Genomic DNA, 23,941 nt, shown 5'->3' with positions numbered 1-23,941 from the left:
CGCTACTGGTTCCCGCGCGCTGCCCACCAGGACTTCAGCTCGGCGATCGCCTCATCGCGGCTCAGCGGCCCGCGGTCCAGCCGCAGCTCCTTGAGATAACGCCACGCCTCCCCCACCTGCGGGCCGGCCGGGATTCCGAGCAGCTCCATGATCTCGTTGCCGTCCAGGTCGGGGCGCACCCGTTGCAGGTCTTCCTTGGCGGCCAGCTCGGCAATCCGCGTCTCGAGGTCGTCGTAGTTCGCCTGGAGACGGGCGGCCCGTCGCTTGTTGCGGGTCGTGCAATCGGCTCGGACCAGCTTGTGCAGGCGCGGCAGCAATGGGCCGGCGTCGGTGACGTACCGCCGCACCGCAGAGTCGGTCCACTTCCCGCCGCCGTAGCCGTGAAACCGGAGGTGCAGATACACCAGCTGAGATACGTCGTCGACGAGCTGCTTCGAATACTTCAACGCGCGCAGCCTTTTTCGGGCCATCTTGGCGCCGACCACCTCGTGGTGATGGAAGCTGACGCCGCCATCGGCCTCATGCCGGCGGGTGGCAGGTTTGCCGATGTCGTGCAGCAGCGCCGCCCAGCGCAACACTAGATCCGGCCCGTCATCTTCCAACTCGATCGCCTGCCGCAAGACCGTCAGCGAATGCTCGTAGACGTCCTTGTGCTGGTGATGCTCGTCGATCGCCATCCGCATGCCACCGACGTCGGGCAACACCACGTCGCCCATCCCGGTCTGCACCATCAGGTCGATGCCGGCGACCGGATCGGCGCCCAGCAGCAGCTTGTCCAGTTCGGCGGCCACCCGCTCGGCGGTGATCCGCTCGAGTTGCGGGGCCATGTCGATGATCGCCTCCAGCACCCTGGGCGCAACGGCGAAGCCGAGTTGCGAGACGAACCGCGCGGCCCGCAGCATCCGCAACGGGTCGTCGCCGAACGACACCGACGGCGGCGCCGGAGTGTCGAGCACCCGATCGCGCAGGGCCGCCAACCCGTTCAGCGGATCGACGAATTCAGCGGCGCCCGAAGCGGTTACACGTACAGCCATCGCGTTGACGGTGAAGTCGCGGCGGACGAGGTCGTCTTCGAGCGAGTCACCGAAGCGGACCTGCGGGTTGCGAGACACCCCGTCGTAGCGGTCGGCGCGAAAGGTGGTGAACTCCAGTCGCTGGCCGTTTTTCTCGGCACCGATGGTGCCGAACTCGATGCCGGTGTCCCACAGCGCGTCGGCCCACGACCGCAGGAGCTTCTGCATCTGCTCGGGGCGCGCATCGGTGGCGAAGTCGAGGTCGGTGCTCAGCCGCTGCAGTACCGCGTCGCGCACGGAACCACCCACCAGGTAGAGCTCGTGACCGGCCTCAGCGAACAACCCGCCGAGCTCGCGCAGGATGTCGGCGTGGCCGTTCAGCGCGACCGCGGCCGCGGCCAGCAGCTCGGCATCCTGAGGGTGTTCGGGCACGGACGAAGGATAGTCCGGCTTCTACTCAGCCTTTCTGCGGCGATCCCGCAGCTCACTACCGGCGAGTGTGCCCAGAGCCTCTGACCACGCCAGCTACCATCGCTTAGGTGTCCGACGGCGAAGATCCGCAACCGCGTCGGCGCCGGGGGAGGCGCCGCGGTCGGCGCTCGGCAACTTCAGGTGAGGCCAAAACCGGCAACGAGACGACGGCCGCCGGGACTCCGACCAAGTCGGCGAAGTCGAAGTCGGCGAAGGCGGGCCAGCGCCGTCCGTCCCGTCGAGGTGCCGAGCGGCTGCGGACCGTGCACGAAACCTCGGCCGGCGGCTTGGTCATCGACAACATCGACGGGCCGCGAGAAGAGCAGGTCGCCGCGTTGATCGGTCGCGTGGATCGGCGCGGCCGCATGCTGTGGTCGCTGCCCAAGGGGCACATCGAGCTCGGCGAGACGGCCGAACAGACCGCGATTCGTGAGGTCGCCGAGGAGACCGGGATCCAAGGCGACGTGCTGGCGGCGTTGGGCCGCATCGACTATTGGTTCGTTACCGAAGGCCGGCGGGTGCACAAGACCGTCCATCACTACCTGATGCGTTTCTCCGGCGGCGAGCTGTGCGACGACGACGTCGAGGTGGCCGAGGTCGCGTGGGTGCCGCTGCCCGAGCTACCGTCCCGGTTGGCCTATGCCGACGAACGCAAGCTGGCCGAAGTGGCCGACGAGCTGATCGACAAACTGCAGAGCGACGGCGAGGCCGCGCTGCCACCGCTGCCGGTCAGCACGCCGCGCCGGCGCGCACAAACCCATTCCAGCACCCGCATCCGGCGGGCCGACGAGCCCGTTCGGGGGCGAAAGAACGGTCGCGGTCCCGGGCCGTAGCCGCGATAACGATGCAGAGCAACTCGAGGTGGAGGCACCACCCGCATGCCTGGATGACCAGCAGTGCGGCGGCGGCGCGGCTGCTGGCGGTCATCGCGCTCCTGGCCGGCGTCAGCGTCGGCGTGATCCCGACCGCCGCCGCCGGCGAGCCGGGCGCGACGCCGTTCGTTCAGGTCCGCATCGACCAGGTGACCCCGCAGGTGGTGACCACGACCAGCGACTCGGTGGTGACCGTGGCGGGCACCGTCACCAACATCGGCGACCGGCCCGTGCACGACGTGATGCTGCGACTCGAGCACGCACCGGCGGTCTCGTCGTCGATGGGGCTGCGCACCAACCTCGACGGCGACACCGATCAGTACGAGGCGGCCGTCGACTTCACCACGGTCTCCCCCGAGCTCCAGCGCGGCCAGAAGGTGAAGTTCTCGCTGTCGGCGCCGATGCGGTCGACGACCAAGCACTCGTTGGGATTCGATGCGCCCGGGGTCTACCCGCTGCTGGTCAACGTCAACGGCACACCCGATTACGGTGCGCCGGCGCGGCTGGACAACGCCCGCTTCCTGCTGCCCGTGCTGGGCGTGCCGGCGGACCCGCTGAACGCTCCCGGCGACGCCCTGACCGCCGTGGTCGCCCCCGATACCTCCAAACCAGTCCCAGTCACCATGATCTGGCCGCTGGCGGATCGGCCCCGGCTGGCACCCGGCGTGCCCGGTGGCACGATTCCGGTGCGTTTGATGGACGACGATCTGGCCGCGTCGCTGGCCACCGGCGGCCGGCTCGACGTTCTGTTGTCCGCTGCGGAATTCGCCACCAGCCACGACGTCGATCCCGACGGCGCGGTAGGCCGCTCGATGTGCCTGGCCGTCGACCCCGACCTGCTGGTGACCGTCAACGCCATGACCGCCGGCTACGTGGTGTCCGACTCGACCGCTGGCCCCGCCCAGGAGCCAGGCACGCCGACCCACCCGGGCGACGGGCAGGCCGCGGCGGCCGCCTGGCTGAATCGCGTTCGGGCCCTGGCGCACCGGATGTGCGTCGCACCGCTGCCCTACGCCCAAGCCGACCTGGACGCCGTCCAGCGCATCGGCGATCCCGGCCTGAGCACGACCGCAACCAGCGCGGCCGGCGATATCGTCGACCAGATCCTCGGCGTCGTCGCGGTCCGCGGGACGACGCTGATCCCGGACGGCTCGTTGTCCCGCCGGGCCGTCGACCTGCTCTCGGCCAACGGCAACACCGTCGTCGTCGCCCCCGCAGACTCCTCCGTCGGTGACTCCAACTCGCCGCTGCCGCCCACCCCGGACACCGCGCCGCGCCGGCTGTCGCCGCAGGTGGTGCTCGCGCCGTTCGACCCCGCCATCGGCGCCGCGTTCGCCGCCGCCGGCACCGACCCGGTAGCGCCCGCCTATTTGAACTCCGCGCTGTCGATCCGGCTGCGACACGACTCCGACGTCGCCCGCCGGCAGGATGCGCTGAGCTCGATGCTGTGGCGAGCGCTCCAGCCGAAGATCAGCCCGCGCCCGCAGGTCTTTTTGCCGCCGACCAATTGGAACCTGCGGCCCGACGACGCCGGCGCCGTGATGACCACGCTGGCGACGGCGATCCGATCCGGACTGGCCGTGCCGCGGCCGCTTCCGATGCTGATCGGCGAGGCGTCGACCGTCCCGGCCGACCACGGGACCGAGCAGCCCCCCGACGCCGACGTCCGCGGCCGCTTCACCGACACGGTGATCACCAAGATCACCGGTGAAATGACCCGGCTGGCGGGTCTGACCGCCGCGTTGACCACCGACGCCCGCACCGGGCTGACCGGTGTCAGCTACACCGCACCCCTGCGGGAAGACATGTTGCGTGCGGTCAGCCAGGCCGACCGCCCCGACACCCGCAACGGCCTCGCGCAGCAGCGGCTCGACGTCGTCGCGCACGCTCTCGACGACTTGTTCGGGGCCGTCACCATCGTCTCGCCGACGGGCTCGTACACCCTGGCCACCGAGCACAGCCCGCTGCCATTGGCCCTGCACAATGGCCTGGCCGTGCCGATTCGGGTGCGGCTGCACCTCGACGTGCCGCCGGGGATGACCGTGACCGACCCCGGCGAAATCGAACTGCCACCGGGCTATCTGCCGATGCGGGTGCCCATCGAGGTCAACTTCACCCAGCGCGTCGCGATCGACGCGACGTTGCACACACCTGGCGGTGTGCCGCTCGGCGAGTTGGTGCGGCTGTCAGTGCACTCCAATGCCTACGGAAAAGTGCTGTTCGCGATCACGATGAGCGCGGCCGCGGTGCTGGTGGCACTGGCGGGACGGCGGCTGTGGCACCGCTTCCGCGGCCAACCTGACCCCGCCGACCTGGATCGGCCCGACCCGGCCGACGCGGAGCAGTACATGCATGAAGACGAGCGCCCGTGAACCGCCCCCTGCCACCGCCGCCGCACGCGCAGCGGCCGAGCCGACGCAACTCCGGCCCGCCGACCGGGCCGCTGCCGCCGACCGGCCTGGCGTCGTCCCAGGGTTCCCAACCACCCCCGCGCCCGGAGCTCTCCGACGCCGCCCTTGTCTCGCGGTCGTGGGGCATGGCGCTGGCGACCCTCGTCAGCCGAGTCACCGGCTTCGCCCGCATCGTGCTGTTGGCCGCGATCCTGGGAGCCGCGCTGTCCAGCGCATTCACCGTGGCCAACCAGCTACCGAACCTGGTCGCCGCACTGGTGTTGGAGGCGACGTTCACCGCGATTTTCGTACCGGTGCTGGCCCGCGCCGAGAAGGACGACCCGGACCGCGGTGCGGCCTTCGTGCGGCGGCTGGTGACGCTGGCGACCACCGTGCTGCTCGGTACGACGCTGCTGGCGGTGGCGGCCGCGCCGCTGCTGGTGCGATTGATGCTGGGCCGTGATCCTCAGGTCAACGAGCCGCTGACGATCGCTTTCGCCTACCTGCTGCTCCCCCAGGTGATCTTCTACGGCCTGTCCTCGGTGTTCATGGCGATCCTCAACACGCGCAACGTGTTCGGGCCTCCGGCATGGGCGCCGGTGCTGAACAACGTCGTCGCGATCGCCACCCTCGGCGCATACCTGGCGGCGCCCGGGCAGCTATCCATCGACCCCGTCGAAATGGGCAACACCAAATTGCTGATCCTGGGCGTCGGCACCACATTGGGCGTCGTCGCTCAGACCGCGGTGCTGCTGGCGTCGATCGGACGGCACCGGATCAGCCTCCGCCCGCTGTGGGGAATCGACGACCGGCTCAAACGCTTCGGCACGATGGCCGCCGCGATGGTGCTCTATGTGTTGATCAGCCAGGTCGGCTTGATCGTCACCAACCAGATCGCCAGCACGGCAGCCGCTTCCGGCCCGGCCATCTATAACTACACCTGGCTGGTGCTGATGCTGCCTTACGGGATGATCGGCGTGACCGTGCTGACGGTGGTGATGCCCCGGCTGAGCCGCAACGCCGCCGCCGACGACACCGCCGCGGTACTTGCCGACCTGTCGCTGGCCACCCGGCTGACGATGATCACGCTCATTCCGACGGTGGCGTTCATGACCGTGGGCGGCTCGGCGATGGGCAGCGCGTTGTTCGCGTACGGCCGTTTCGGCGACGTCGACGCCGGCCACCTGGGCGCGGCGATCGCGATGTCGGCGTTCACCCTGCTCCCTTACGCCGTGGTGCTGTTGCAACTGCGGGTGTTCTACGCCCGCGAGCAACCGTGGCTGCCGATCGCGATCATCGTCGTCATCACGATCGTGAAGATCGCGGCGTCGCTGGTCGCGCCGCACCTGACCGACAATGCCGACCTGGTCGCGGCGTATCTCGGGTTGGCCAACGGCCTGGGCTTCCTGGCCGGCGCCGTCGCCGGCTACGTCCTGCTGCGAAACGCACTGCGGCCCGCTGGCGGCCATCTACTCGGCGTCGCGGAGGTGCGGACGATTCTGGTCACGGCCACCGCGTCGCTGCTCGCCGGCCTGATCGCGTACCTGGTCGACGTGCTGCTGGGCCTGCAGCGGCTCACCGCCTACGGCGGCGGGGCCGGTTCGTTGCTACGGCTGTTCGTGCTCGGTGTCATCATGGCGCCGATCGTGGCGACCGTCATGGTCCGCGCGCAGGTGCCCGAGGCGCTGGCGGCCCTGGCCAAGCTTCGCGGCTGGGCCGGCGCCAAGCCGGCCGGAACCGCGGCTCCCACACCGTCGTCTTCGGGCAGGTCAGCCGACGTCGCCGCAGCTAAAATCCGTGGTGGAAACGAACTGTTGCGCCCCGGCATCGTCACGTACCCTGAGCGCAGGTTTCCGGCTGCGCAGGCGGGGCACTCCGCAGCAGGACCCATCCGGGCCGGGTACCCGGAGCACTCAACCGGGGAGGGGCTGGGGAGAGGAGCGGAGATGATCGACGGTTCATCGGACAGCGCCTCGACAAAGGCTGTCACCGACCCGCCCCCCTCGCACATCGGGCCTCGGCCGGCGGGACCTGACTTTCCAGCTCCTCAACGGCCGGCTACGCCGTCCGCATCGTCGCCGGGGGGATCTGACTTTCCAGCTCCTCAACGGCCGGCTACGCCGTCCGCATCGTCGCCGGGGGTGGCGGACGACTTCCATCCCGACGTACCTGCCGATGCGCAACTCGAAACCGTCGCCATGCACGCCGCCAATGGCATCCAGTCCGACTCCGAGCTGGAGACCAGCGCGTTCGACGCCGGCCAGGCCTCGCCCGTGGGCGGGGCGGCACCCTCCCCTACCGACGAACCGCAGCTGGTGCCGGGCGCCAGCATCGCGCGGGGCCGCTACCGTTTGCTGGTCTTCCACGGCGGGGCGCCGCATCTGAAGTTCTGGCAAGCGCTGGACACCGCGCTGAACCGGCAGGTGGCTCTGACCTTCGTTGACCCGGACGGCGAGCTGCCCGACAGCCAGATCCGCGAAATCCTCGCGCGCACGATGAAGCTGAGCCGCATCGACAAGATGGGAATTGCCCGCATCCTCGACGTGGTGCACACCGGCACTGGCGGGCTCGTCGTCAGCGAATGGGTCCGAGGCGGCTCGCTGCAGGAGGTCGCCGACACCTCGCCGTCGGCCGCTGGGGCGTCGCGCGCGATGCAGACCCTGGCCGCCGCTGCCGAGGCGGCCCACCACGCCGGGGTCGCACTGTCGATCGATCACCCCGCGCGGGTGCGCGTCAGCATCGAGGGCGACGTCGTGCTCGCCTTCCCCGCCACCATGCCCGGCATCACCCCGGAAGACGACATCCGCGGGATCGGCGCTGCGTTGTACGCGCTGCTGGTCAATCGGTGGCCGCTGCCCGAGTCCGGCGAGCCCAGCGGAATGGCCCCGGCACCGCGTGATGCGGCCGGACACGTCGTCGATCCGAGCGCGATCGACGCGGATATCCCGTTCCAGATCTCCGCGGCGGCTACCCATTCGCTCCAGCTGGATGGCGGGATACGCAGCGCCGCTACGCTTTTGAACTTGCTGCAACAGGCCACCGTGGTCGCCGATCGGACCGAACTGCTCGCTCCGATCAACGAATCCGAGCCTCCGCCGACGCCCTCGCGTCCGGCGCGTGCACCGTTGACGGAGACCGACGAGGTAGAAGCGCGGGCCCGTCGGCGACGGGCTGTCATGATCGGCATAGGTGCCGCCGCCGCGGTGATCGTGGTCGCGCTGCTGGTGTTGGCGTCGGTACTGAGCAAGATGTTCAGCGATGTCACCGGACTGGACAAAGACCAGCTCGGCCTCAACGGTCCGTCCACTAGCGCGACCTCCGGCGACACCGCTGCCGCAGGCAGCGTCGTCAAGCCGGTCGGGGCGACCGTCTACTCCCCCGGTGGCGAACCCGACAACCCCGGGGCGGCCGCGCTGGCGATCGACGGCAGCCCGGGTACCGCCTGGGACACCGACATCTATCACGACCCGGTGCCCTTCCCCGGCTTCAAGAGTGGCGTCGGTCTGATGCTGAAACTGCCGCAGCCGACGGTGGTCGGGGCCGTCAACGTCGACCTCGCCAGCACCGGCACCAAGATCCAGATCCGCTCGTCGGCGACCGCCACTCCCGCCAAGCTCGAGGACACCACGGTGCTGAGCCAGCCGATGCCTATGCACCCGGGGCACAACACCATTCAGGTCAACGCCTCGTCACCGACACAGTATGTGCTGGTGTGGATTTCGACGCTGGGGACGGAGAACGGCGCGAGTCGGGCCAGCCTCTCCGAGGTCACCGTGCAGGCCAAGTCCTGACAGGCCTCGTCGAGTGAAGTGCCGGCCACCGGCCGATTGGCTACTGTCCGGCCGTGGGCTCGACGAAGGTTCGCCGGCAACCTCCCGGACAACGCAGCGACGCTGAGCTGCTGGCCGCCCACGTCGCCGGCGACCGGTTCGCTTTCGAAGAACTGTTCCACCGCCACCACCGCCAGCTACACCGCGTCGCGCGGCTGACCAGTCGCTGCGCCGAGGACGCCGAAGACGCACTGCAGGAGGCGATGGCGTCGGCGCATCGCGGGGCGGGTTCGTTCCGGCACGACGCCGCCGTGAGCAGCTGGTTGCACCGCATCGTCGTCAACGCGTGCCTGGATCGTTTGCGCCGCAACATGACTCATCCGACCGCGCTGCTCGACGATGTGTACCCGGTGCCGGATCGCACCGCCCAGGTCGAGACGGCGATCACCGTGCAGCGGGCGCTGATGCGCCTACCCGTCGACCAGCGCGCCGCCGTGGTCGCCGTCGACATGCACGGCTATTCGGTTGCCGATACCGCCCGCCTGCTGGGCGTCGCGGAGGGCACCGTGAAGAGTCGCTGCGCCCGGGCCCGGGCCCGGCTGGCCGCGATCCTCGGCTACCTGCAGACCGACCCGGCCCCGCATCCTCCAGCCGGCTAGCCGGGCCGTCGCTCGGTGCCGGACACTGGGGCGGATGGACACCGTCGACCCGGACAACCTGCCGCTAACCGCGGAGACGCTCGCCGACCTGCAGGCCGGGCTGTTCGACGACGAGACCGCGGCCCGGCTGCGCCGGCGTATCCGCGACGATCCCGGCGCCCGACAGACAATGGACGCGCTGAACCGGGTACGCCGCGACATCGCGGCGCTGGGACCTGTGCCGCCCACCCACGCGATCAACCGGGGCCGACCGAAGCTGCCCCGGGCGGCCCGAATAGCGGTCGCGGCGACCGGATTGACCGCGTTGACCCTGGCGGCGTGGCTCGGCACCCGGGCCCTGCTCGCCGCGCCGGCGCCGATGCCCAGCCGGCCCACCACCATCGAGCACATCACGGTGTCCCGTCCACCGCGGACCATTCCACTGTCCGACGAACAGATCCTCGCGCTACTAGACCGCCCGCCCGACCTCGGGCCGCTCAGCGATCCACAACGCCGAGCCTCGTGTCTGGCCGGGCTTGGCTACCCCGTCAACACGCGCGTGCTGGGCGCCCGCCCGATCGACTTTGCCGGGCACCCGGCGGTTCTCCTGGTGCTTCCCGGTGACGCTCCCGGAGCGTTCGCCGCCCTCGCGGTGGCCCCGACCTGCAGTTCGGCCAGCACCGGCCTGTCGGCTGACAGGATCGTGCGTCGTCCGTAATGTTCGCGGGAACAGCACCGCATACCCTGGCGTTCCAGTGCACACAAACGGCTCAACGTATCGGAAAGGTTGGAATGAGTTCCTCAACCAGCACCGTTCACGACGTCATCGTCATCGGCTCCGGGCCGGCCGGCTACACCGCGGCGCTCTACACCGCCCGTGCGCAACTGGCCCCCGTGGTCTTCGAGGGCACGTCGTTCGGCGGTGCCTTGATGACGACGACCGAGGTGGAGAATTTTCCCGGATTCCGCGACGGCATCCAAGGCCCCGAGCTGATGGACCAGATGCGCGAGCAGGCACTGCGGTTCGGCGCCGACCTGCGGATGGAGGACGTCGAAGCGGTGTCGCTGGACGGCCCGGTCAAATCCGTCACCACCTCCGAAGGCGAGACGCTGCACGCCCGCGCCGTGATTTTGGCGATGGGTGCCGCTGCTCGCTACCTGGGCGTGCCGGGCGAGCAGGAGCTGCTCGGCCGCGGCGTGAGCGCGTGTGCCACCTGTGACGGGTTCTTCTTCCGCGACCAGGACATCGCGGTGATCGGCGGCGGCGACTCGGCCATGGAAGAGGCGACGTTCCTGACCAAGTTCGCCCGCAGTGTCACCCTGGTGCACCGCCGTGACGAATTCCGGGCCTCGAAAATCATGCTCGACCGGGCCCGCGCAAACGACAAGATCACGTTCGCTACCAAGAAGGCCCTGGTCGCGGTCGAAGGGGAGAACACGGTCACCGGCCTGAAGTTGCGCGACACCATTACCGGCGAGGAGTCGACGCTTCCAGTCACCGGTGTGTTCGTCGCGATCGGGCACGACCCGCGCTCGCAACTCGTGCGCGGCCAGGTCGATCTCGACGACGACGGCTACGTGCTGGTCCGGGGCCACACGACCTTCACCTCGGTGGACGGCGTGTTTGCCGCCGGTGACCTGGTCGACCACACCTACCGTCAGGCGATCACCGCCGCCGGCACCGGCTGCTCGGCCGCCATCGACGCCGAGCGCTGGCTGGCCGAGCATGCGGAGCCCGGTGAGCGGACTCACACCAAACCCGCCGGCCAACCGGCGACAGCGACCCTCTGATTGGAGTATCTGCGATGACACAAACCGAATCCGGCGCACCTGTTGACGTTTCGGACGCGTCGTTTGGCAGCGACGTGCTGTCGAGTAAAACCCCTGTGCTCGTTGACTTTTGGGCCACCTGGTGCGGACCTTGCAAGATGGTCGCACCTGTACTTGCCGAAATCGCCGCCGACGCTGCCGATCATCTGACCGTCGCCAAGCTCGACGTCGACGCCAACCCCGAGACGGCCCGTAATTTCGACGTGGTGTCGATCCCTACGCTGATCCTGTTCAAGGACGGCGAGCCGGTCAAGCGCATCGTCGGCGCCAAGGGCAAGGCGGCTCTGCTGCGCGAGCTTTCCGACGCCGTGCCGGGCCTCGCGTAGTTCGCTGGACGTCGACGCGCTCGCCTGGCGTTTTCCCGAAACCGTAAAGCGTCTGAGACAATACGGCCAAGCCTGTCAAACAAGCGGCAGGGCTAACACCGGCTTACCGGAGGCCTTGAAATGTCAGGACCGCACGGCGGCGACGGCGCTGAGCTGCGCCGCGGTGACCGTAACGCGGCGGTCACTGAGATCCGCGCGTCACTGATCGCGCTCGGCCACCTGGTCGGTGCGGATGCCGATCTCAACACCGGACGGCATATTGCCGCCGACGTCTTCGACGACGAGCTCGACCATGCAGTACGTGCGTTCCAACAGCACCGCGGTCTACTTGTCGACGGGATCGTCGGGGAGGCCACCAATCGCGCGTTGCGGGAAGCTTCTTACCGGCTGGGCGCTCGCACCCTGCATCACCAGTTCGGTGCGCCGATGTACGGCGACGACGTCGCAACGCTGCAGGCCCGCTTGCAGGATCTCGGTTTCTACACCGGCCTGGTAGACGGGTACTTCGGCCTGCAGACGCACAACGGTCTGATGTCGTACCAGCGCGAGTACGGGCTGTACGCCGACGGCATCTGCGGCCCAGAAACGTTGCGCTCCTTGTACTTTCTCAGTTCGCGGGTAACCGGCGGCTCGCTGCACGCGATTCGCGAAGAAGAATTGGTGCGCCGGTCGGGGCCGCGACTCTCGGGCAAGCGGATCATCATCGACCCGGGCCGCGGCGGCAACGACCACGGCCTGATCGCGCACGGGTCGGCGGGGCCGATCAGCGAAGCGGACATTCTTTGGGACTTGGGAAGTCGGCTCGAAGGCCGAATGACGGCGATCGGCATGGAGACGTTCCTCTCGCGGCCGACCAACCGCAGCCCGTCCGACCACGAGCGCGCGGCGACCGCCAACGCCGTCGGCGCAGACCTGATGATCAGCCTGCGCTGTGAAACCCAGGCCAGCCCGTCGGCCAGCGGCGTCGCCTCGTTCCACTTCGGTAATTCGCACGGCTCGGTGTCGACCATCGGCCGTAACCTCGCCGACTTCATTCAACGAGAAGTGGTGGCGCGCACCGGTTTACGTGATTGCCGCACCCACGGCCGCACCTGGGATCTGCTGCGCCTGACCCGGATGCCCACAGTGCAGGTCGACGTCGGCTATATCAGCAACCCACATGATCGGGCCATGCTGACCACCACGCAGGCCCGCGACGCGATCGCCGAAGGGATCCTGGCCGCCGTCAAGCGGCTCTACCTGCTCGGCAAAAACGATCGGCCCACCGGCACGTTCACGTTTGCCGAGCTGCTTGCTCACGAGCTCGCCGTCGAGCAGGCCGGCCGCGCCAGCAGTTCCTAGCCGACGCCCACGTCGCCCGGGGCTCCCGCCGCGACGGGCTGTTGCAGCGCCGCACTCTCCAGCAGTCGCTCCAGCGCCGCCTCGACTTCGGCCTTCCACCCCAGACCCTTGTCCAGTTCGAGGCGCAGTCGCGGAAAATAGGGATGCGCCGCCACCACGACGAATCCCGCGTCGAGCAGAAATTCGGCATCGATCACACACTGCTCGGCCGAGCAGTCCCCCAGCACCTCGAGCACCGGCATCAGCTCGGGATCTACGCTCGCCAAGGTTGTCAGCTCCGCGACTTTCTCGGTGCGGCCGAACGCTTCGAGGGCTCGCACACCGCGGCGGACCAACTCGTCGACGACTCGAGCCACCAGGGTGTACGGCAATTCGTCGGCGTCCGGTCCGGGCTCGACCCGCATGGAGGTCAGCAACACAGCGTCGGGCGACACCGGCGCGGTGGGAAAACGATGGGCCCGCGGGACCGTGCGTGGTGGCGCGTAGAAGGCGTAGCCCAGGCACGCCGACTCGCCGGGGTCGCCGTCGGCCGGCATGGCGGTGGCCACTTGGCCGCACGATCCCCATTCCAGCATGACCATCGAGAACCAGGCTTCTTTCTCGAATTCAGGGTCGGCGAGTTGATCGTGTTGGCCGAGGGTGGCGGGGTCGACTTCCCAGAAGACACAGCGGCGCGCATGCTTCGGCAGCTGATCGAAGGCTTCGAGTCGCAGCGGTGTGATTCGTGCAGACACTAGACTCCTGGGCCTCCGTGGGGGGCGGTCATTGGCGGCCCGTCATCCCCGTGGTCCCCCACCCCGCAGCCGAGCGTACCCCGATGCCGAGGCCCGCGATACCCGCTCGCACCTACCTTCGACCGACCGAACGGCGATCGGTCGGCGATTACGCGGTCGTGGTGGTGCGTTGCGGCGCCCAACGTGGCGTTCGCCTCCAATTCAATTCGGGCACAGTCGTTTTCGTCGGTCATCGGCATATCGGGGCGGCTAAATCGGGCGGAGTGTCACAGTGACGTAACGGGTTGGTGTAGCCGGTCAGCTCTTCGGCGAGTTCATCAACTCGACAATGCGCTGCAAATCGTCCACGGAACCGAATTCGACCACGATTTTGCCCTTGCGCTTGCCGAGGCTGACCGTGACCCGTGTATCGAAGGCACCCGATAGTTGTTCGGCAATGTCCTGGAGCCCGGGCATCTGAATCGGTTTGCGCTTCGGCGCCGCGGGCTTGCCTGGCTCGCTCCGGTTTGCGAGGGTGACCGCCTCTTCGGTCGCTCGGACCGACAGTCCCTCGGCGACGATGCGTGCCGCGAGCGCCTCCTGCGCTTCCGCGCCGGCTTCCAGGGACAGCAGTGCTCGGGCGTGGCCTGCTGACAGAACGCCGGCCGCGACTCGGCGCTGGACGGCGATTGGTAACCGCAGCAACCGGATCATGTTGGAAATCAGCGGCCGTGACCGGCCGATTCGAGCCGCCAGCTCGTCGTGAGTCACGTCGAACTCGTCGAGCAATTGCTGGTATGCCGCCGCCTCTTCCAACGGATTCAGCTGCGCTCGGTGGATGTTTTCGAGGAGCGCGTCGCGCAACAGGTTGTCCTCGGCGGTCTCTCGGACGATGGCTGGGATGGCCGTCAGGCCGGCGGTCTGGGCCGCGCGCCACCGCCGCTCCCCCATCACAAGTTGGTATCGGGGACTCGATGCCGCACCGAGGTCGCGGACCACGATCGGCTGCATCAGACCGAACTCGCGGATCGAGTGGACGAGTTCCGACAGCGCCTCGTCGTCGAATACTTGTCTTGGCTGACGCGGGTTGGGTTGAATTTGCGTCGGCTCGATCTCTCGGTACACCGCGCCGACGTCGGACGGGATCGCTGCGGGCGGGCCGCCCATCAGGATGTCGGCTGCGGCGGCGCCGATTCGTGGGCCGCCGAGTTGCGCCGAGTCGGTCTCCCCCTCGGCCGGTCCGGTCGGAATCAGCGAGGCAAGACCCCGGCCGAGTCCGCCCTTCTTGCGCGTCTGCTGGCTCATCGGTGATTCCCTTCATCGGCTGTCATCACACCGCGCTCGGCAATCTCGCGGCTGGCGTCGAGGTAACTCATCGCGCCCCGTGAACCGGGATCGTAATCGATGATCGTCATGCTGTAGCCCGGCGCTTCGGACACTTTGACGCTGCGCGGGATCACCGTCTTCAACACCTTCGGGCCGAAGAACCGGCGGACTTCCTCGGCGACCTGGTCGGCCAATTTGGTGCGCCCGTCGTACATGGTGAGGATTACGGTGCTGACGTCCAAGCCGGGATTCAGGTGCGCCTTGACCAAGTTGATGTTGTTCATCAATTGCGACACGCCCTCCAGCGCGTAGTACTCGCACTGGATCGGGATCAGCACCTCGGGCGCGGCCACCAACGCGTTGATGGTCAGCAGGCCGAGGGACGGCGGGCAGTCGATGAACACGTAGTCGAAGTCGACGGTATCCAGTTCGGCAAGCGCAGTTCGCAACCGATTCTCGCGGGCGACCATGCTGACCAATTCGATCTCGGCGCCGGCCAGGTCGATGGTCGACGGCACGCAGTAAAGCCGGTCGCTGTGCGGGCTCTGTCGCATCGCATCCTTCAACGGGATCTCACCGAGGAGTACCTCATAGGACGACGGCGTGCCGGAGTGCCGGTCCGAGATGCCTAGCGCGGTGCTCGCGTTACCCTGCGGATCCAGGTCGATGACGAGCGTCCGGAGTCCTTGGACGGCGAGCGCCGCCGCCAGGTTTACCGCTGTCGTCGTCTTCCCAACACCACCCTTTTGGTTTGCGATGGTGAAGAGGCGTCGGTGTGCCGGGCGGCTCAGCGGCTCGCAGGACTTGGAGAGCACCTGCGTCGCCCTTTCCGCGGCAGCTCCTATCGGCGTATCGATGTCCGATGTTTCACGTGAAACGATGCCGCCAGCCGGGCCGAGGGGGTCGTACGGCGCATTCATTGGCTCTCCCTGCTCGATCGTCGACGCGTTGAATTCCGGAACGACGCTGGCTTCTGGCGTTGAGCCACCACCACCGTTGTCGGGGGGGTTAGAAGGCCCACGCCACATTCCACCACCCTGGCATCGGGGGCGCCTAACTTGGTCAGCACACGCTGGTGTTCGCACACCTCGGCACCTGCCCGCTCCCCTTTTATGGCCAACAGCCGGCCACCGTCCCGCAGCAATGGCAGGCTCCAGCGGGCCAGCTTATCCAGCGACGCTACCGCCCTCGACGTCACGGCGTCGGCGCCACCGGCCGCCGCGCGCGCATCGGCGTCCTCGGCGCGGCCGCGAACCACTTCTACATCCAGCCCGAGTTCGTCGACCACCAAGCGCAGGAATTCGGCTCGGCGTAGCAACGATTCGACGAGCACCACCCGCAGGCCTGGCTTCGCGATCGCCAGCGGCAGGCCGGGCAATCCGGCGCCGCTACCGATGTCGACGACCCGATCGCCGGGCTCGACGAGTTCCGCCACGACCGCGCAATTCAGCAGATGCCGATCCCAGATGCGGTCGACTTCGCGGGGACCGAGCAGACCCCACTCGACGCCGAGGGACGCCAGGATCTCCGCGTAGCGCACGGCAAAAGGTAGGCGCTCGCCGAAGACGGCGGCGGCTGCCGCAGGCGGGACGAGCGGTGTCGCGCCATCAGGAGGATCGACATGTTTCACGTGAAACATTCCTCCCGTCCGGTGACCCGGTGAACTACATCGGTGTAACTAACGGCGCGCCAATCAGTCGGCCAGGACGACGACGCGGCGGGTGGGCTCGACGCCCTCGCTCTCGCTGTGCACCCCGCTGACCGCAGCCACGGCATCGTGGACGATCTTGCGCTCAAAGGGCGTCATCGGAGCCAATTCTTCGCGGCCGCCGCTTTCGAGTACGCGCTTGGCGACCTTGTCCCCCAACGCGGCCAACTCTTCGCGACGGCGCCGACGCCAGCTCGCGATGTCGAGCATCAGCCGGCTCCGCACACCGGTCTTCTGGTGAACGGCCAGTCGGGTCAGTTCCTGCAGCGCGTCGAGCACCTCGCCTTTGCGGCCGACCAACTTGTTGAGGTCATCGCTGCCGTCGATGCTGACGATCGCGCGGCTGCCCTCGACGTCCAGATCGATGTCACCATCGAAATCCAGGAGGTCGAGCAGCTCTTCCAAATAGTCGCCGGCGATCTCGCCTTCGGCGACTAGCCGCTCCTCCTGGTCGCCCTCGCCGTCGCCGCCCGCCAGCGTGGCGCCGTTGGCGGCGCCGTCCACGTCGTTCTCGGCTGGCGCTTCGTCGGTGTCGTGTCCCTTGGTGGTTGCTTCGGTGTCTGTCATCTGCTTCCCTTCCCGTGCCCGGGCGTCGCCCGGTGAAGACTGGTTGTCTGTCAGCGTCCGCGCTTTTTCGGCTTGGCCCCCGGCCGCGGCGCGCGGTTACCCGTATCGCCGCCCGGCTTCGGAGATCCCTCGTCCGCATCGTCGCCTGAACCGTTACCGCTCGGGCCGGTCTTGCCCGCCGATCGTTTCGGTTTCGCGCCCGGCGCCGGCGCGTTCGCCGCCCGCCGTTCGAGCGCCTCGCGCTTCTTTTCTTCTTCTTCCCGCTCGATCATTCCGAACACGTAGTGCTGCTGACCGAAGGTCCAAATGTTGTTGGCGAACCAGTAGAAGATGATCGCCAGCGGCAGGAACGGTCCACCGACCACCACGCCGAGCGGGAAGACGTAGAGCGCCAACTTGTTCATCATCGCGGTCTGCGGGTTGGCTGCCGCCTCCGCGCTCTGCCGGGCTACCGACGCGCGGCTGTTGAAGTACGTGGCGATACCGGCCAGGATCATCACCGGCACGCCGACCGCCACGACGGCCGGCCGGCTGAATTCGGTGAACGCGTGCAGACTGTCGCCGCGCTGCGTCATGCTGGCGCCTAGCGGGGCACCGAACAAGTTCGCATCCAGGAAGTGCGCCACGTCCTTCGCGCTGAACACGTAGTTGCCCAGTGAGCGGTTCCGCTCGGGCGACAGACCCAATTGGCCGATGCCGCTTGTTGTCCGGTTGAAGCAGCGCAGGACGTGATACAGCCCGAGGAAAACCGGTACCTGCACCAGCATCGGCAGACAGCCGAGGATCGGATTGAACCCGTGTTCCCGTTGCAGCTTCTGCATCTCGAGCGCCATCCGCTGGCGATCCTTGCCGTACTTCTTCTGCAGGGCCTTGATCTGCGGCTGCAACTCCTGCATCTGCCGCGTCGTTCGGATCTGCCGGACGAACGGGTTGTACAAGATCGCACGGAGCGTGAAGACCAGAAACATCACCGACAGCGTCCAGGTCACGAAGCTCTTAGGGCCAAGTCCTGGGACGGCTGAGAACGCCTTGTACCAAACCCACATGATCGCGGAGACCGGGTAATAGAAGTAGTCGAGGCTGAACGGATCAAACGACAACAGAATCACTCTCCCCTAGCGTCGCTGGGGTGTCCCAGTCTTTGATTCCGGCATCTTGGCGCTCCGGTATCGGGTCCCATCCTCCCCGATGCCACGGACCGCACTTCGCCAGCCGGACAGCGGCGAGCCAACTCCCCCGCATCAAACCGAACTCGCCGAGCGCCTCGACCGCGTACTGACTGCACGTCGGGGTGAAGCGACAGGTCGGCAACCTCAGGGGCGACACCATGTGCCGGTAGAGCTGGATAACGAAAATGACGCCGCGGACAATCGCGGACTCGATGCCGCGCACCCGTGACGTAATGGCATTCACCGCTTGGTTCCCGCTGCCTCGATACGGCGGAGGCCCGCCCGCAGTTGTTCACTCAGCCGGGCCGACGGAAGGTCCCGGCTACTCGGAAGAGCCCGAACCACCACGTGCTCCGAACCATTCAACTCGGCCACCAGATCGCGCGCCACGTGACGCAAACGACGGGACAACCCGTGCCGCTGCACGGCGGAACCGACCGACCGCGACACGATCAGTCCGAATTTGGGATCGCCCGTTGCACGTCGCATGTAGATGACCAAGTCCGGCTGCACGGCCTTCCTACCGCGCCTGACCGTGGCATCGAAATCGGTCGACCGCGTCATGCGGTTGCGCGCGGATAGCACCGCCGTCACGCCGGAGTGAGATCAGGCAGTGAGCGAGCGACGGCCCTTGCTACGCCGACTCGAGACAATGGCGCGCCCGGCGCGGGTCCGCATGCGCAGACGGAAACCGTGCACACGGGCACGGCGCCGGTTGTTCGGCTGGAAGGTGCGCTTGCCCTTGGCCACGACTCTCTCCTTGCTGCATCTGGCATCGTGTCCGACCCGGTCCCCCGTGCCGGTGGGCCATGCATGACCCCACGACGCCTCGATAGGCTCTACGTCTTGCTGATAATCGGCGCGCGCTGGCGGGCTCATTGCCCGAATCGCAGCCGTATCGCCTACTTTCGGGGCGACTGTATGAGGGTACTGACCGGCGTTCTCCTGGTCAAACCACACCTGACCTCGGGTCACGAACCGTCTGATCGTTCACTGTTGTCACATTCGCACCGGGCACTCCGAACGATCTTCCACGAACAGATCTGAATGTTGCAGAACGGTTGGCGCGCGCGAGGAAAACTGTTAATTTCGGTCGGTGCTGTTTCACATCGAAACGGCGCTAGACAACGAAGCAAGGATGGCAGATCGGCCTCCTCGCCGGCAGAGTTTCACTGGTCGTCTCGAGCGCCGATCCCGCGGGCTGTCCCGGGTGAACCGCGTCGCGGCGGGGGCTGTCCTTTCCACACCTGTGGATAACTGTGTGGACAGTTCGTTGTCCGCGTTATTGTTCGCCGTGCCGAAACGTCATACCAGGGGGATCCGTCGTTGACCGAGGACCCCGGATCAAGTTTCGCGACGGTCTGGAGCGCAGTCGTCTCGGAGCTCAACGGCGAACTTTCGCCAGACGGCGCGGCGCGTAACGGCGAGCCGTACGTCTCTCCGTTGACACCCCAGCAGCGCGCCTGGCTCAACCTGGTGCAGCCACTGACGATCGTCGAAGGCTTCGCGCTGTTGTCGGTGCCGAGTAGTTTCGTACAGAACGAGATCGAACGGCACCTGCGCACCCAGATCACCGACGCTTTGAGCCGCCGCCTCGGCCACCAGATCGAACTCGGCGTGCGCATCTCCCCACTCACCAACGACGACACCGACGATCGAGCCAATGCGGCCTTCGACGAGACTCTCGATGACCTCGATGAGATCGACGAAGATGGCGAGGCCCTCGCCAGCGCACACCAGAGTTGGCCTTCGTATTTCTCCGAACGGCCCCACAGTCAGGCCGCCGATGCGGCCGCCGGGGTGAGCCTGAACCGTCGCTACACCTTTGACACATTCGTCATCGGCGCATCGAACCGATTTGCACACGCCGCGGCGCTCGCGATCGCGGAAGCACCCGCCCGGGCGTACAACCCGCTTTTCATCTGGGGCGAGTCCGGGCTTGGTAAGACGCACCTGCTGCATGCCGCCGGCAACTACGCACAGCGGCTTTTTCCAGGGATGCGCGTCAAGTACGTCTCGACTGAGGAATTCACCAACGATTTCATCAACTCGTTGCGTGACGACCGCAAGGTCGCCTTCAAACGCAGCTACCGCGACGTCGATGTGCTGCTCGTCGATGACATTCAGTTCATCGAAGGCAAAGAAGGTATCCAGGAAGAGTTCTTCCATACCTTCAACACCCTGCATAATGCCAACAAGCAAATCGTCATTTCGTCCGACCGGCCGCCCAAACAGCTTGCGACGCTTGAAGATCGGCTGCGAACCCGGTTCGAGTGGGGTTTGATCACCGACGTTCAGCCACCGGAATTGGAAACGCGTATCGCCATCTTGCGCAAGAAAGCGCAAATGGAGCGGCTCAACGTTCCCGATGACGTCCTGGAATTGATCGCCAGCAGCATCGAGCGCAACATTCGCGAACTCGAAGGCGCGCTTATTCGCGTCACCGCGTTCGCCTCACTGAATAAGGCGCCGATCGACAAGTCGCTCGCCGAGATCGTGTTGCGCGACCTGATCGCCGATGCCAGCACTATGCAGATCAGTGCGGCGACGATCATGGCCGCCACCGCCGAGTACTTCGACACCACGGTGGAGGAACTACGCGGGCCGGGCAAGACCCGCGCCCTTGCCCAGTCACGGCAGATCGCGATGTATCTGTGCCGTGAGCTGACGGACCTGTCATTGCCCAAGATCGGGCAGGCATTTGGCCGGGACCACACCACAGTGATGTACGCGCAGAAGAAGATCTTGTCTGAGATGGCAGAGCGTCGTGAAGTCTTCGATCACGTCAAAGAGCTCACCACTCGGATTCGTCAGCGTTCCAAGCGCTGACGGTGGCCGCCACTCGGAGCATCGAGTGGGCCGTTCGCACACCACTTTTGAGCCTTGCCGTGCCTTGGCCGGACTTTCGTCACGTGGAATTTCAAAAAACTTTGGACCCGCCGGCACCATGAGTCACACGTCGGGGCTGTGCATACCCCTGTGCGCAAACTGCGCACACCCGACGCACGGACACCCGCTTCGTGCACAACCGCGACCGATCCCCAACCGCTGCACACGCAGCGCACAATCCGTCATCCTGTCATGCACAACCCGACGGAGGCCCCCAGCAGCGCAGACACCATGTTGTCCACACATTGCACAGGCCTTAATACTGTTATTGAAATATCTCCTCACTTTGTTCTTCAGAAAAGGCCGTTGGGGACGAGTCGTTGCACAGTCGTGCTCCAGGCGGCAGAACACCCTCGTGTCACTGATTCCGATTAGCTTTCAAGATGACCGTCGACGCTCTACGGTGGTGGTTCGACAGCCGCGGCGACCATCGCGCCTCCCATGGTGTGGTGCCCGCTGAAGTTAGCCTTGCTGTTCGAGGTGATTGAAGGGACGCAATGGACGTGGCGACGACCGCCGTCGGCCTGACCGACTTGAAGTTCCGCCTGGTGCGGGATGAGTTCGCTGACGCAGTGGCGTGGGTGGCACGCACCCTGCCGTCGCGGCCGACGGTGCCGGTCCTGGCCGGCGTGCTTTTGACCGGCACCGATGACGGGTTGACGATCTCCGGATTCGACTACGAGGTGTCCGCCGAAGTGCGGTTGGCGGCCGAAATCGCTTCTCCCGGAACGGCTCTGGTGTCAGGACGGCTACTGTCTGACATTACCCGGGCACTGCCGAACAAACCGGTCGACGTACAGGTCGAGGGCACTCGGGTGTCGCTGGCCTGCGGTAGCGCGAAATTCTCGCTGCCTACGATGGCCGTCGAGGATTACCCGACGCTGCCGGCGCTGCCGGAGGAAACCGGTGCGCTGTCGACCGACCTGTTCGCCGAGGCGATCGGTCAAGTCGCCGTCGCGGCCGGCCGGGATGACACGCTCCCGATGCTGACCGGTATCCGGGTCGAAATCTCCGGTCAATCAGTCGTTTTGGCCGCAACCGACCGCTTCCGGCTGGCGGTTCGCGAGCTCACCTGGTCCGCGGCCTCAGCAGATGTCGAGGCGGCGGTTTTGGTGCCGGCCAAGACGTTGTCCGAAGCGGCCAAAAGCGGTACCGACGGCGCCGAAGTGCATTTGTCGTTGGGCGCCGGGCCTTCGGTGGGTAAGGATGGTCTGCTCGGTATCAGCGGGAACGGAAAGCGCAGCACCACGCGGCTGCTCGATGCGGAATTCCCGAAATTCCGCCAGCTGCTGCCCAGCGAGCACACCGCGGTCGCCACTGTCGGGGTCGCGGAATTGACCGAGGCGATCAAGCGTGTGGCACTGGTGGCCGACCGCGGGGCACAGGTTCGGATGGAATTCTCCGACGACACATTGCGGTTGTCGGCCGGTGCCGACGACGTCGGCCGCGCCGAGGAAGACGTTCCCGTGGAATTCGCCGGCGAACCACTGACGATCGCGTTCAATCCGACCTATCTGACCGACGGGCTGAGCTCGTTGCACTCCGACCGGGTGTCGTTCGGGTTCACCACGCCCAGCCGGCCCGCTGTGTTGCGACCGGCCGGTGACGATGCGCAACCCACCGACAGTGGACCCTTTCCGGCGCTCCAGACGGATTACGTCTACTTGCTGATGCCGGTTCGTCTGCCCGGTTAGTCACCAGGTGTACGTCCGCCATCTCGGCTTACGTGACTTTCGGTCTTGGGCGAACGTCGAACTCGACCTGACGCCGGGCCGGACGGTGTTTGTCGGTTCGAACGGCTTCGGCAAGACGAATCTTGTTGAGGCGCTATGGTATTCGTCGACACTGGGTTCGCACCGGGTGGCCACCGACGCGCCGCTGGTGCGGGTCGGGGCGCAGCGGGCGGTGGTGTCGACGATCGTCGTCAACGAAGGTCGCGAATGTGCCGTCGACTTGGAGATCACCGCCGGACGGGCCAACAAGGCACGGCTGAACCGCTCCCCCGTGCGCAGCCCGCGGGAAGTGGTCGGCGTACTCCGTGCGGTGTTGTTCGCACCGGAGGATCTCGCATTGGTGCGTGGTGACCCCGGCGATCGCCGGCGTTACCTCGACGATCTCGCGGCCGTGCGCCGGCCGCGGGTGGCAGGAATCCGCGCCGACTACGACAAAGTGCTACGGCAGCGAGCCGCTCTACTGAAGTCGGCCTCCGGCGCTCGTTTCCGCGGTGACCGCGGCGCACTGGAGACCCTCGACGTGTGGGACGGTCACCTGGCGGCGCATGGCGCCGAATTGATGGCTGCGCGAATGACATTGGTGAACGAACTGGCTCCCGAGGTGCAGAAGAGTTACCAGCTTCTCGCCCCGGCGTCACGGCCCGCGTCGATCGCCTATCACCCCAGCGTGGACGTCGAACCCGACCGGCCCGACGTCTCCATTCTGGAAGCGGCGCTGCTCGAGAAGATGGCTGCGCGGCGCGACGCCGAACTGGAACGCGGCGTGTGTCTGGTCGGCCCGCACCGCGACGATCTCGAACTGCGACTGGGTGAGCAACCCGCGAAAGGCTTTGCGAGCCACGGCGAATCGTGGTCCATGGCGCTCGCCCTGCGACTTGCCGCCTACGAATTGTTGCGCGCCGACGGCAGCGACCCCGTACTGCTGCTCGATGACGTGTTCGCCGAACTCGACGCCGCGCGCCGCGAAGCACTGGCCGCCGCGGCGGAGTCGGCCGAGCAGGTACTGGTCACCGCGGCGGTGGTGGACGACATTCCCCGCGACTGGTCCGCCGACCGCATCGATATCACGCTCAACGACGGCGACACCGGTCCGGCGTCGGCCGTCCTGACAGTCGGAGGAGGGTGACGCTGTGAAATCCGACGACGAGACCGCGAACGCCGACCCGCAACCGCCCGATCACCTCA

At 67.0% G+C, this 23,941-nt stretch carries 21 protein-coding genes; 11 read left to right on the top strand and 10 right to left on the bottom strand.

Annotated elements, in window-relative coordinates:
* Positions 1 to 2 precede the first annotated feature (2 nt).
* On the bottom strand, positions 3 to 1,445 hold the full coding sequence (locus MKK62_RS08365) for a CCA tRNA nucleotidyltransferase (RefSeq protein WP_240261524.1): 1,443 nt from the start codon (positions 1,443 to 1,445) through the stop codon (positions 3 to 5).
* A gap of 107 nt (positions 1,446 to 1,552) precedes the next feature.
* Between MKK62_RS08365 and MKK62_RS08360 the strand changes: the two genes are divergently transcribed.
* From MKK62_RS08360 to MKK62_RS08325, 8 genes are all read left to right on the top strand, one after another.
* Complete coding sequence (locus tag MKK62_RS08360) at positions 1,553 to 2,317, top strand: NUDIX hydrolase (protein ID WP_240261525.1); 765 nt, start codon at positions 1,553 to 1,555, stop codon at positions 2,315 to 2,317.
* A 53-nt stretch (positions 2,318 to 2,370) separates the two neighbouring features.
* On the top strand, positions 2,371 to 4,728 hold the full coding sequence (locus MKK62_RS08355) for a hypothetical protein (RefSeq protein ID WP_240261526.1): 2,358 nt from the start codon (positions 2,371 to 2,373) through the stop codon (positions 4,726 to 4,728).
* A gap of 86 nt (positions 4,729 to 4,814) precedes the next feature.
* Positions 4,815 to 8,537: a murein biosynthesis integral membrane protein MurJ gene (murJ, locus tag MKK62_RS08350; RefSeq protein ID WP_240264237.1), complete on the top strand. Its 3,723-nt coding sequence runs from the start codon at positions 4,815 to 4,817 to the stop codon at positions 8,535 to 8,537.
* Positions 8,538 to 8,590: 53 nt separating this feature from the next.
* Positions 8,591 to 9,175, top strand: coding sequence for an RNA polymerase sigma factor SigM (sigM, locus tag MKK62_RS08345; RefSeq protein WP_240261527.1), 585 nt, complete (start codon positions 8,591 to 8,593; stop codon positions 9,173 to 9,175).
* A gap of 34 nt (positions 9,176 to 9,209) precedes the next feature.
* A complete protein-coding gene (locus MKK62_RS08340; RefSeq protein ID WP_240261528.1) occupies positions 9,210 to 9,872 on the top strand; it encodes an RsmA family anti-sigma factor in 663 nt (220 codons plus the stop codon).
* 74 nt (positions 9,873 to 9,946) lie between these two features.
* The gene (gene trxB / locus MKK62_RS08335) at positions 9,947 to 10,945 is read left to right on the top strand and encodes a thioredoxin-disulfide reductase (protein ID WP_240261529.1); all 999 of its coding nucleotides are present in this window, start codon (positions 9,947 to 9,949) and stop codon (positions 10,943 to 10,945) included.
* 14 nt (positions 10,946 to 10,959) lie between these two features.
* Positions 10,960 to 11,310, top strand: a complete 351-nt coding sequence (trxA, locus tag MKK62_RS08330; RefSeq protein WP_240261530.1) for a thioredoxin — start codon at positions 10,960 to 10,962, stop codon at positions 11,308 to 11,310.
* Between the two features lie 120 nt (positions 11,311 to 11,430).
* On the top strand, positions 11,431 to 12,651 hold the full coding sequence (locus tag MKK62_RS08325; protein WP_240261531.1) for an N-acetylmuramoyl-L-alanine amidase: 1,221 nt from the start codon (positions 11,431 to 11,433) through the stop codon (positions 12,649 to 12,651).
* Here MKK62_RS08325 and MKK62_RS08320 read toward each other — a convergent pair.
* From MKK62_RS08320 to rpmH, 9 genes are all read right to left on the bottom strand, one after another.
* Complete coding sequence (locus MKK62_RS08320) at positions 12,648 to 13,385, bottom strand: acetyltransferase (RefSeq protein ID WP_240261532.1); 738 nt, start codon at positions 13,383 to 13,385, stop codon at positions 12,648 to 12,650. The two genes, MKK62_RS08325 and MKK62_RS08320, sit on opposite strands and share 4 nt — an antisense overlap.
* 297 nt (positions 13,386 to 13,682) lie before the next feature.
* Positions 13,683 to 14,669, bottom strand: a complete 987-nt coding sequence (locus tag MKK62_RS08315) for a ParB/RepB/Spo0J family partition protein (RefSeq protein WP_240261533.1) — start codon at positions 14,667 to 14,669, stop codon at positions 13,683 to 13,685.
* Positions 14,666 to 15,610: a ParA family protein gene (locus MKK62_RS08310; protein ID WP_434085041.1), complete on the bottom strand. Its 945-nt coding sequence runs from the start codon at positions 15,608 to 15,610 to the stop codon at positions 14,666 to 14,668. The genes MKK62_RS08315 and MKK62_RS08310 overlap by 4 nt, the downstream gene beginning before the upstream one ends.
* The gene (gene rsmG, locus MKK62_RS08305; RefSeq protein ID WP_240261534.1) at positions 15,607 to 16,329 is read right to left on the bottom strand and encodes a 16S rRNA (guanine(527)-N(7))-methyltransferase RsmG; all 723 of its coding nucleotides are present in this window, start codon (positions 16,327 to 16,329) and stop codon (positions 15,607 to 15,609) included. The genes MKK62_RS08310 and rsmG overlap by 4 nt, the downstream gene beginning before the upstream one ends.
* 54 nt (positions 16,330 to 16,383) lie before the next feature.
* Entirely contained in the window at positions 16,384 to 16,965 is a 582-nt protein-coding gene (locus tag MKK62_RS08300; protein ID WP_240261535.1) for a Jag family protein, read from the bottom strand.
* Positions 16,966 to 17,015: 50 nt separating this feature from the next.
* Positions 17,016 to 18,071 carry a membrane protein insertase YidC gene (gene yidC / locus MKK62_RS08295; RefSeq protein WP_240264238.1) on the bottom strand — a complete coding sequence of 352 codons (1,056 nt, stop codon included), beginning with the start codon at positions 18,069 to 18,071 and terminating at the stop codon, positions 17,016 to 17,018.
* Positions 18,055 to 18,294: a membrane protein insertion efficiency factor YidD gene (gene yidD / locus MKK62_RS08290; protein WP_240264239.1), complete on the bottom strand. Its 240-nt coding sequence runs from the start codon at positions 18,292 to 18,294 to the stop codon at positions 18,055 to 18,057. The genes yidC and yidD overlap by 17 nt, the downstream gene beginning before the upstream one ends.
* An 80-nt stretch (positions 18,295 to 18,374) precedes the next feature.
* Positions 18,375 to 18,719 carry a ribonuclease P protein component gene (gene rnpA, locus MKK62_RS08285; protein ID WP_240264240.1) on the bottom strand — a complete coding sequence of 115 codons (345 nt, stop codon included), beginning with the start codon at positions 18,717 to 18,719 and terminating at the stop codon, positions 18,375 to 18,377.
* Positions 18,720 to 18,740: 21 nt separating this feature from the next.
* On the bottom strand, positions 18,741 to 18,884 hold the full coding sequence (gene rpmH / locus MKK62_RS08280; protein ID WP_070355130.1) for a 50S ribosomal protein L34: 144 nt from the start codon (positions 18,882 to 18,884) through the stop codon (positions 18,741 to 18,743).
* A gap of 576 nt (positions 18,885 to 19,460) precedes the next feature.
* On the opposite strand from rpmH, the gene dnaA reads away from it, so the two are divergent.
* The 3 genes from dnaA (at position 19,461) to recF (ending at position 23,882) form a co-directional block, all read left to right on the top strand.
* The gene (gene dnaA / locus MKK62_RS08275; RefSeq protein WP_240261536.1) at positions 19,461 to 20,963 is read left to right on the top strand and encodes a chromosomal replication initiator protein DnaA; all 1,503 of its coding nucleotides are present in this window, start codon (positions 19,461 to 19,463) and stop codon (positions 20,961 to 20,963) included.
* A gap of 557 nt (positions 20,964 to 21,520) precedes the next feature.
* Positions 21,521 to 22,717 (top strand): DNA polymerase III subunit beta, encoded by a 1,197-nt coding sequence (dnaN, locus tag MKK62_RS08270; RefSeq protein ID WP_240261537.1) that lies wholly within the window; start codon positions 21,521 to 21,523, stop codon positions 22,715 to 22,717.
* Between the two features lie 7 nt (positions 22,718 to 22,724).
* Complete coding sequence (recF, locus tag MKK62_RS08265; protein ID WP_240261538.1) at positions 22,725 to 23,882, top strand: DNA replication/repair protein RecF; 1,158 nt, start codon at positions 22,725 to 22,727, stop codon at positions 23,880 to 23,882.
* The last annotated feature ends 59 nt before the right edge of the window (positions 23,883 to 23,941 follow it).

Source organism: Mycobacterium paraterrae (assembly GCF_022430545.2).
Lineage (GTDB): Bacteria > Actinomycetota > Actinomycetes > Mycobacteriales > Mycobacteriaceae > Mycobacterium > Mycobacterium paraterrae.
The sequence above is the reverse complement of the archived record's forward strand: the minus strand, read 5'-3'. Positions and strand labels throughout refer to the sequence as shown.

What these genes read in the sequence shown, in the direction of transcription:
- MKK62_RS08355 (WP_240261526.1), top strand. Translation starts at nt 2,371, where the DNA reads ATGACCAGCAGTGCGGCGGCGGCGCGGCTGCTGGCGGTCATCGCGCTC.
- MKK62_RS08340 (WP_240261528.1), top strand. Translation starts at nt 9,210, where the DNA reads ATGGACACCGTCGACCCGGACAACCTGCCGCTAACCGCGGAGACGCTC.
- trxB (WP_240261529.1), top strand. Translation starts at nt 9,947, where the DNA reads ATGAGTTCCTCAACCAGCACCGTTCACGACGTCATCGTCATCGGCTCC.
- trxA (WP_240261530.1), top strand. Translation starts at nt 10,960, where the DNA reads ATGACACAAACCGAATCCGGCGCACCTGTTGACGTTTCGGACGCGTCG.
- MKK62_RS08325 (WP_240261531.1), top strand. Translation starts at nt 11,431, where the DNA reads ATGTCAGGACCGCACGGCGGCGACGGCGCTGAGCTGCGCCGCGGTGAC.
- MKK62_RS08315 (WP_240261533.1), bottom strand. Translation starts at nt 14,669, where the DNA reads ATGAGCCAGCAGACGCGCAAGAAGGGCGGACTCGGCCGGGGTCTTGCC.
- MKK62_RS08310 (WP_434085041.1), bottom strand. Translation starts at nt 15,610, where the DNA reads ATGAATGCGCCGTACGACCCCCTCGGCCCGGCTGGCGGCATCGTTTCA.
- rsmG (WP_240261534.1), bottom strand. Translation starts at nt 16,329, where the DNA reads ATGTTTCACGTGAAACATGTCGATCCTCCTGATGGCGCGACACCGCTC.
- MKK62_RS08300 (WP_240261535.1), bottom strand. Translation starts at nt 16,965, where the DNA reads ATGACAGACACCGAAGCAACCACCAAGGGACACGACACCGACGAAGCG.
- yidD (WP_240264239.1), bottom strand. Translation starts at nt 18,294, where the DNA reads ATGGTGTCGCCCCTGAGGTTGCCGACCTGTCGCTTCACCCCGACGTGC.
- dnaN (WP_240261537.1), top strand. Translation starts at nt 21,521, where the DNA reads ATGGACGTGGCGACGACCGCCGTCGGCCTGACCGACTTGAAGTTCCGC.